This is a genomic window from Rhizobium sp. SEMIA 4085, assembly GCF_013004495.1.
Classification (GTDB): Bacteria; Pseudomonadota; Alphaproteobacteria; order Rhizobiales; family Rhizobiaceae; genus Rhizobium; species Rhizobium gallicum.
In genome coordinates this window covers 1-6,439 of record NZ_JABEPH010000348.1, presented here as the reverse complement: position 1 = coordinate 6,439, position 6,439 = coordinate 1, and the positions used below count along the sequence as shown (strand labels likewise).

Sequence of the window (6,439 nt, the reverse complement as noted above, 5' to 3'; positions counted from 1 at the left end):
TCTTCTCTCGCAACAGTCGATGCTTTCATGGTGTCTTGGTGTGATCGTAACTATACTGGGCTCCTCCTTTTGCCTGATGGCATTGTGGCCGAGCGAGTTGAAAGGCTTCTGGTCTGCCGCTCGGACTACTAGGAGTAAGACCATGGCAGAAACCGCAAGTGCTCTCGGCGAGTTCGATTTCGCCGGCGATGATCACGTTGTCCCGTTCCAGGTAGAGGGCCTCGATGTGCGCGGCCGCGCCGTCCAGCTCGGTCCCATGCTGGATGCGATCCTCGAGCGCCATCACTATCCGGCACCTGTTGCCCGGCTGCTCGCCGAAGTCATTGTGCTGACGGTGCTTCTCGGGACGTCGCTCAAGTTCGAAGGCAAGTTCACGGTGCAGACCAAGGGCGATGGCCCTGTCGATCTCCTCGTCGCTGATTTCTCGACGCCGGAGAACGTGCGTGCCTATGCGCGCTTCGATCAGGCGCTGCTCGACAAGGCAGTCGCTGCCGGCCAGACCGAGCCGGAACAGCTTCTTGGCAAGGGCGTGCTGGCTTTCACCATCGACCAGGGCAAGTTCAGCCAGCCCTATCAGGGTATCGTTGCGCTCGACGGTACCTCGCTTGAGGATATTGCCGGCACATATTTCCGTCAGTCGGAGCAGATCCCGACGCGGGTCCGCCTGGCTGCCGCCGAATTGTTTGACCGCGACGAGGCGGGTAAGCCGCGCCACCGCTGGCGCGCCGGCGGTCTCGTTGCGCAGTTCTTGCCGGAAGCGCCGGAGCGCATGCGCCAGCCCGACCTCCACGGCGGCGACGGCGACAACGCCGCGCTGGCACACAAGGAAGACGACGCCTGGACCGAAGCGCGCGCGTTGGTCGATACCATCGATGCGGACGAACTGACGGATCCGCAGGTCGGAATCGAACGCCTGCTCTTTCGCCTCTTCCACGAGCGTGGCGTGCGTGTTTTCAGTACCCGGGCAGTTTTCGACCGCTGCAGCTGCTCGCGCGAGAAGATCAAGAATGTGCTGAAGGGCTTTTCGGACGACGAGATCGACGCCAGCCAGGAGAATGGCGAGATTGCCGTTACCTGCGAATTCTGTTCCACGACCTATCGGTTTGAGGTCGTGGAAGTCGCATCGGCTGCGGAATGATCAATTCAGCACTCTGAGCAGCCCGGGAGAATCCAGCGAGAAGGCGGGTATTTCGACATCGAAAAGCTCGCCGTCCTCCGTTTCCATCTGGTAGTGCCCGAACATGAGGCCGGAAGGCGTATCGAGCGGACAGCCGGACGAGTATTCGTAGGTATCGCCAGGTTCCAGCCGGGGCTGCTCGCCGACGACCCCAGGACCGGTCACCTCGTCCACCAGGCCGTTCTGATCGGTGATGTTCCAGTAGCGATTGATGAGCCGTACTGTCAGGTCCGAATTATTGCTGATCACGATCCGGTAGCCCCAGACATAGCGATCATCATCCGGATCGGATTGCTCCTCCAGATAAAAAGGCTCGACGACAACTTCGATATCTCGTGTGAGCGCGCGGTACATGCCTTACACCATAGCCAAGATATGTTACCCGTATCTTATAGAGCGCTCGATCCGTCAAGAAACGGCACATGCATCATCCTTCAAACCGCGATGATTGCACGTCGTTTTGAACATTAGTCCTAATTTTCGAAGTTAATTCCCGTATTAAAGCGAAGCTCTCGCGCCATTTCTTAGGTGGAGCATGCGGCCGGACCGGCAAGGTCCGGCCGTGGCAATCGCCGGTCAGGACTTAATCTTTGAAAGAGCCTGAGCGAAATCTTCGATCAGGTCATCAGCATCCTCGATGCCGAGCGAAAGGCGAACGGTGCCGGGAGAAATGCCTAGTTCCGCACGGGCCTCATCGCTCAGGTTCTTGTGCGTCGTCGTTCCCGGATGTGTGATCAGGCTCTTGGAATCGCCGAGATTGTTCGAGATTTTGATGATATCGAGCGCATTCTGCAAGGCGAAGGCTGCTTCCTTCCCGCCCTTCAGCTCGAACGCGACGAGCGTCGAGCCGCCGGACATCTGCTTGGCGATGATATCGGCCTGCGGATGATCCTTGCGGCCCGGATAGATCACCTTGGCCACTTGCTTCTGTTCGGCAAGGAAGTCCGCGATCCTGGCAGCACTCGCCGTCTGCTGCTTGACGCGCAGCGGCAGCGTTTCGATGCCCTTCAGAAGCGTCCAGGCATTGAACGGCGACATGGCCGGACCTGTGTGGCGGAAGTAGTCGTGCAGATTTTCGTCGATCCATTCCTTATCGGAAAGCACGACGCCGCCGAGGCAGCGTCCCTGGCCGTCGATATGCTTGGTCGCGGAATAGACGACGATATGGGCGCCGAGCTCCAGGGGCTTTTGGAAGAGCGGCGTTGCGAAGACGTTGTCGACGACCACCTTGGCGCCGATCTCGTCGGCGAGCTTGGCAACGCCTGCGATGTCGATCACTTCCAGCGTCGGGTTCGTCGGGCTTTCGAGGAAGAAGACCTTCGTCGCCGGGCGGATCGCCTTCTCCCAGTTTTCGAGATAGCGGCCGTCGATGAGCGTGCATTCGATGCCGTATTTCGGCGCAAGCGTTTCGACCACCCATCGGCAGGAGCCGAAGAGCGCGCGGGCGGCAACGATATGGTCGCCGGCCTTCAACTGGCAGAGGATCGCCGCGGTGACGGCAGCCATGCCGGAAGCGGTGGCGCGGGCGTCTTCGGCGCCTTCGAGCGCGCACATCCGCTTTTCGAACATATCGTTGGTCGGGCTTCCGTATCGGGCATAGATGAAGCCGTCCGTCTCGCCCTTGAATCGGGCTTCCGCCGCTTCAGAGGTATCATAGACGAAACCTTGCGTCAGGAAGATCGCTTCCGAAGTCTCGCCATATTGCGAGCGCAGCGTCCCTTCGTGAACGAGTTGAGTTGCCGGGCGCCAAGTCTTGCTCATGCCATCACCACCTTCAAACAACAAAAAAACCGGCCGCAAAAGCAGACCGGTTTCATACCCGGTCTTTTTAGCCACTTCTTTAACGTGGCTGCAAGCCGACCGGCCAAATCACCACGGGATAAAGCTGCAATACTGCTGTTAGCTTCTTGCGTCAATTCCTTGAGTTTGGTTTTGTCTGAGGCAAATTATGGATGGAGCATGATGGCTCGGGAAACTGGAATCTTGGCCGATCGCGCAATTGCTGCGCTGTTAGAAACGGGCCGCCTCACGAGTGAGCGGGAACTGGACCGCGATCAGATCCAGCCGGCCAGCCTGGACCTGCGCCTGGGCGCCAAGGCGTTCCGGGTCCGGGCAAGTTTCATGCCGGGTCCCTCGCATCTCGTTGCCGACAAGCTCGACCGGCTGAGCCTGCACGTCATCGATCTCTCCGAAGGTGCCGTGCTCGAAACGGGCTGCGTCTATATCGTGCCTCTCATGGAGCGGCTCGATCTTCCGGCTGAAATGTCCGCCTCGGCCAACCCGAAGAGCTCGACTGGCCGCCTGGACATCTTCACCCGTGTTATTACCGACTACGCGCAGGAATTCGACAAGATTCCTGCCGGTTATTCTGGCCCGCTTTATCTGGAAATCAGCCCGCGCACGTTCCCAGTCGTCGTGCGCCGCGGCTCGCGCCTCTCGCAGATACGGTTCCGGGTCGGGCATTCAATTCTCGGCGAGCCGGAACTGCAGGCGCTGCATGATGCGGAAACGCTGGTTGCAAGCTCCAAGCCGAACGTTTCGGGCGGCGGCATTGCGCTGTCGATCGACCTGGCGGGCGACACGGATGGCCTGATCGGCTACCGCGGCAAGCATCACACGGCCGTCGTCGATGTCGATAAGAAGGCTGAGCACGATATATTCGATTTCTGGGAGCCGCTTTACAGCCGCGGCCGCAATGAACTGATCCTCGATCCGGACGAGTTCTATATCCTCGTTTCGCGCGAGGCCGTGCACGTTCCCCCGCACTACGCAGCCGAAATGACGCCTTTCGATCCGCTCGTCGGCGAGTTTCGCGTGCACTATGCCGGCTTCTTCGATCCAGGCTTCGGCCACGCGCCAGCCGGCGGCATGGGCAGCCGCGCCGTTCTCGAAGTTCGCAGCCATGAGGTGCCTTTCATCCTCGAGGACGGCCAGATCGTCGGCCGCCTGGTTTACGAGCACATGCTGGAGAAACCCGAAAGCCTTTATGGTTCCGGCCTTGGATCGAATTACCAGGCCCAGGGCCTGAAACTCTCGAAGCACTTCCGCATCTGAGAGCCTTGACACCGACACCCATCTGTTGGAAGGCTTCCGTCATCGCGGGTGTAGCTCAATGGTAGAGCAGCAGCTTCCCAAGCTGAATACGAGGGTTCGATTCCCTTCACCCGCTCCAGCTTCTCTCTGTCCGACCCGGGGGCGCAAGCTTGCAGCGCAGGGCGGCTTTCACCGCAAACTGCTTTGCAGGAAGACTTCGTACGAGCAGCCGAATTTCGGCCCTTCAGAACCAGGTTACTCGGATCTTCGGCTGCTGTTCCTGGCAGTCGTCAGTGCATTAATTTAGTCTTGAAAGTTTTCAGGATGGGTTTTTGTTGGCCAGCTCCTGCTACAATGCCATCAAAAGAGCATGCGAGCTGCCCTAAGCTCTTTATCCGAAATGGACGCTCTTGAAATCCGAAATAGACGCATATAAATTCCGAAATGGACGCAGAAAGAATCCTAATTGGACGAAGATGATCGCGCAAGTGCCTCTCTATCCACGATATGCAAATGACCGTGTCACCGTTGCGCTGACGGATACGCCCGTTGTGATGGTGAACGGGCCTCGCCAATGTGGCAAGACTACGCTCGTAAGAGGGCTCAAGAATCACAGCCGCCGTTATATTACCCTTGACGATGAGACGGTACTGGCTTCCGCGCGTGCCGACCCTGCGGGCTTCATTCGAGAACTTGACGTTGCGACCATTGACGAAGTTCAGCGTGCGCCCGACCTGTTGCGAGCGATCAAACGAACGGTGGATGATGACCGCCGGCCCGGTCGCTTTCTGCTAACAGGCTCGGCCAACATTCTTGCGATGCCGACCATTGCGGAAAGTTTGGCCGGGCGCATGGAAGTCGTTACCTTGCTTCCGCTGTCTCAAGCGGAAATCAAAGGACATAAAGTCGATTTCATCGAGGACGCCTTCGCTGGCAAGATCCACCAGCCAACAAATTTGGCTCTCGGCAAGGAACTGATCGATATTGTCGTAACCGGGGGCTACCCAGAGGTTCTTGCCCGCCGCGACAGTCGCCGTCGAGCGGCATGGGCGAGAGAATACACTCGAGCGATCATTGAACGAGACGTGCGCGACATCATTGAGGTAGACAAGCTCGAGCAGATGCCGCAATTGATACGGGCGCTCGCCAGCCATGCGAGCCAACTCACGAACTTCTCACAGCTTGGCGGTCACCTCCGCCTCGACGACAAAACGGTACGGCGTTACATCGGCATACTCGAACACGTCTTTCTCATAAGGCGTATCGAGCCTTGGTTTCGCAACGATCTCAAGCGGATCGTCAAGACACCGAAGTTACACTTCCTAGATACTGGGTTGTTGTCCGTTCTGCTCGGCGCAAGCTCTGAACGGATTACAGCCGACCGTTCGCAATTCGGAGCGATTCTGGAGAGTTTCGTCATCTCCGAAATTCTTAAAATCGCAAGTTGGTCCAGTGCAGAGGTTCGACTTTCGCACTATCGCGACAAGGATCAGGACGAGGTCGATCTCGTCATGGAGAATGAAGTAGGCTCGCTTGTGGCCATGGAAGTCAAAGCAGCCGCTACAGTCTCTGCCGGTGATTTCAAGTGATTGCGAAAAGTGGCGCAGGCGGCCGGTAAAGATTTCCGTCTGGGACTTGTGCTTTACGACGGTGACACAGTTCTTCCCTTCGGCGAGCGCCTCTTCGCAGCACCGCTGTCATGCCTTTGGAACTGAGTGCGATCAAAAGTGCTCTAAAGCAGGATCTGCGGTTCCACTCCCATCAACGCGACCAACCTAACAGTGTCCGCCCCGGCGACACAGGTAACAGATCGTGCCTTGTAGGGGCCGGTACAAAACGCCACCTATCAGTTCGGCCATTCGATCCACAGGTGGGGCACCTAGACGATCGGGCGGGTCCCCGCTCTCAAAATTCTGTCCAATCGGCTTCCTGGTTTTGCGAAGCGCTGTTCATGCCGAATGCGCCGGCAAGCTTCTGGCCAAGTGCGCGTGCAGGCGAAGCGGCGGGCCGCGTGCTCATTGTCGCCACGCCGATTGCGGGTTTTGAGACCGGCGCCGGACGGGTCACCGCAGGCCGTGTTGGTGCTTGCGGCATCGGACGTGCCGCTGCGATGAAGCTATCCGTTCCGCTCAGCTTGAACTGGCCGAGCAGTTCGTTCAGCGCGGCGGCCTCCGTTGCCAGGCTCTGGCTTGCTGCCGTGCTCTCTTCGACCATGGCGGCATTCTGTTG

General features: G+C 58.5%; 5 protein-coding genes, 1 tRNA gene, 1 pseudogene and 1 riboswitch. Of the genes and pseudogenes, 4 read left to right on the top strand and 3 right to left on the bottom strand.

Going from position 1 to position 6,439, the window contains the following annotated elements:
• The first annotated feature begins 142 nt into the window (after positions 1–142).
• Positions 143–1,138: an Hsp33 family molecular chaperone gene (locus tag C9413_RS25935; protein ID WP_039843838.1), complete on the top strand. Its 996-nt coding sequence runs from the start codon at positions 143–145 to the stop codon at positions 1,136–1,138.
• On the opposite strand, the gene apaG is transcribed toward C9413_RS25935, so the two are convergent.
• Together apaG and C9413_RS25925 are read right to left on the bottom strand one after the other, a co-directional pair.
• Positions 1,139–1,531 (bottom strand): Co2+/Mg2+ efflux protein ApaG, encoded by a 393-nt coding sequence (gene apaG, locus C9413_RS25930; RefSeq protein WP_022713591.1) that lies wholly within the window; start codon positions 1,529–1,531, stop codon positions 1,139–1,141.
• 222 nt (positions 1,532–1,753) lie between these two features.
• Positions 1,754–2,938 carry an O-succinylhomoserine sulfhydrylase gene (locus C9413_RS25925; protein ID WP_039843839.1) on the bottom strand — a complete coding sequence of 395 codons (1,185 nt, stop codon included), beginning with the start codon at positions 2,936–2,938 and terminating at the stop codon, positions 1,754–1,756.
• 46 nt (positions 2,939–2,984) lie between these two features.
• Positions 2,985–3,063: riboswitch (SAM riboswitch) on the bottom strand.
• A gap of 73 nt (positions 3,064–3,136) precedes the next feature.
• Between C9413_RS25925 and C9413_RS25920 the strand changes: the two genes are divergently transcribed.
• The 3 genes from C9413_RS25920 to C9413_RS25910 all read left to right on the top strand — a co-directional run bounded on the left by C9413_RS25920 (position 3,137) and on the right by C9413_RS25910 (position 5,799).
• On the top strand, positions 3,137–4,231 hold the full coding sequence (locus C9413_RS25920; protein WP_039843840.1) for a 2'-deoxycytidine 5'-triphosphate deaminase: 1,095 nt from the start codon (positions 3,137–3,139) through the stop codon (positions 4,229–4,231).
• A 44-nt stretch (positions 4,232–4,275) separates the two neighbouring features.
• Positions 4,276–4,349, top strand: a tRNA-Gly gene (locus tag C9413_RS25915).
• 337 nt (positions 4,350–4,686) lie between these two features.
• On the top strand, positions 4,687–5,799 hold the full coding sequence (locus C9413_RS25910; protein ID WP_348648803.1) for an ATP-binding protein: 1,113 nt from the start codon (positions 4,687–4,689) through the stop codon (positions 5,797–5,799).
• A gap of 316 nt (positions 5,800–6,115) precedes the next feature.
• Here C9413_RS25910 and C9413_RS25905 read toward each other — a convergent pair.
• Positions 6,116–6,439: pseudogene (locus C9413_RS25905) on the bottom strand (methyl-accepting chemotaxis protein); the annotation flags it as partial.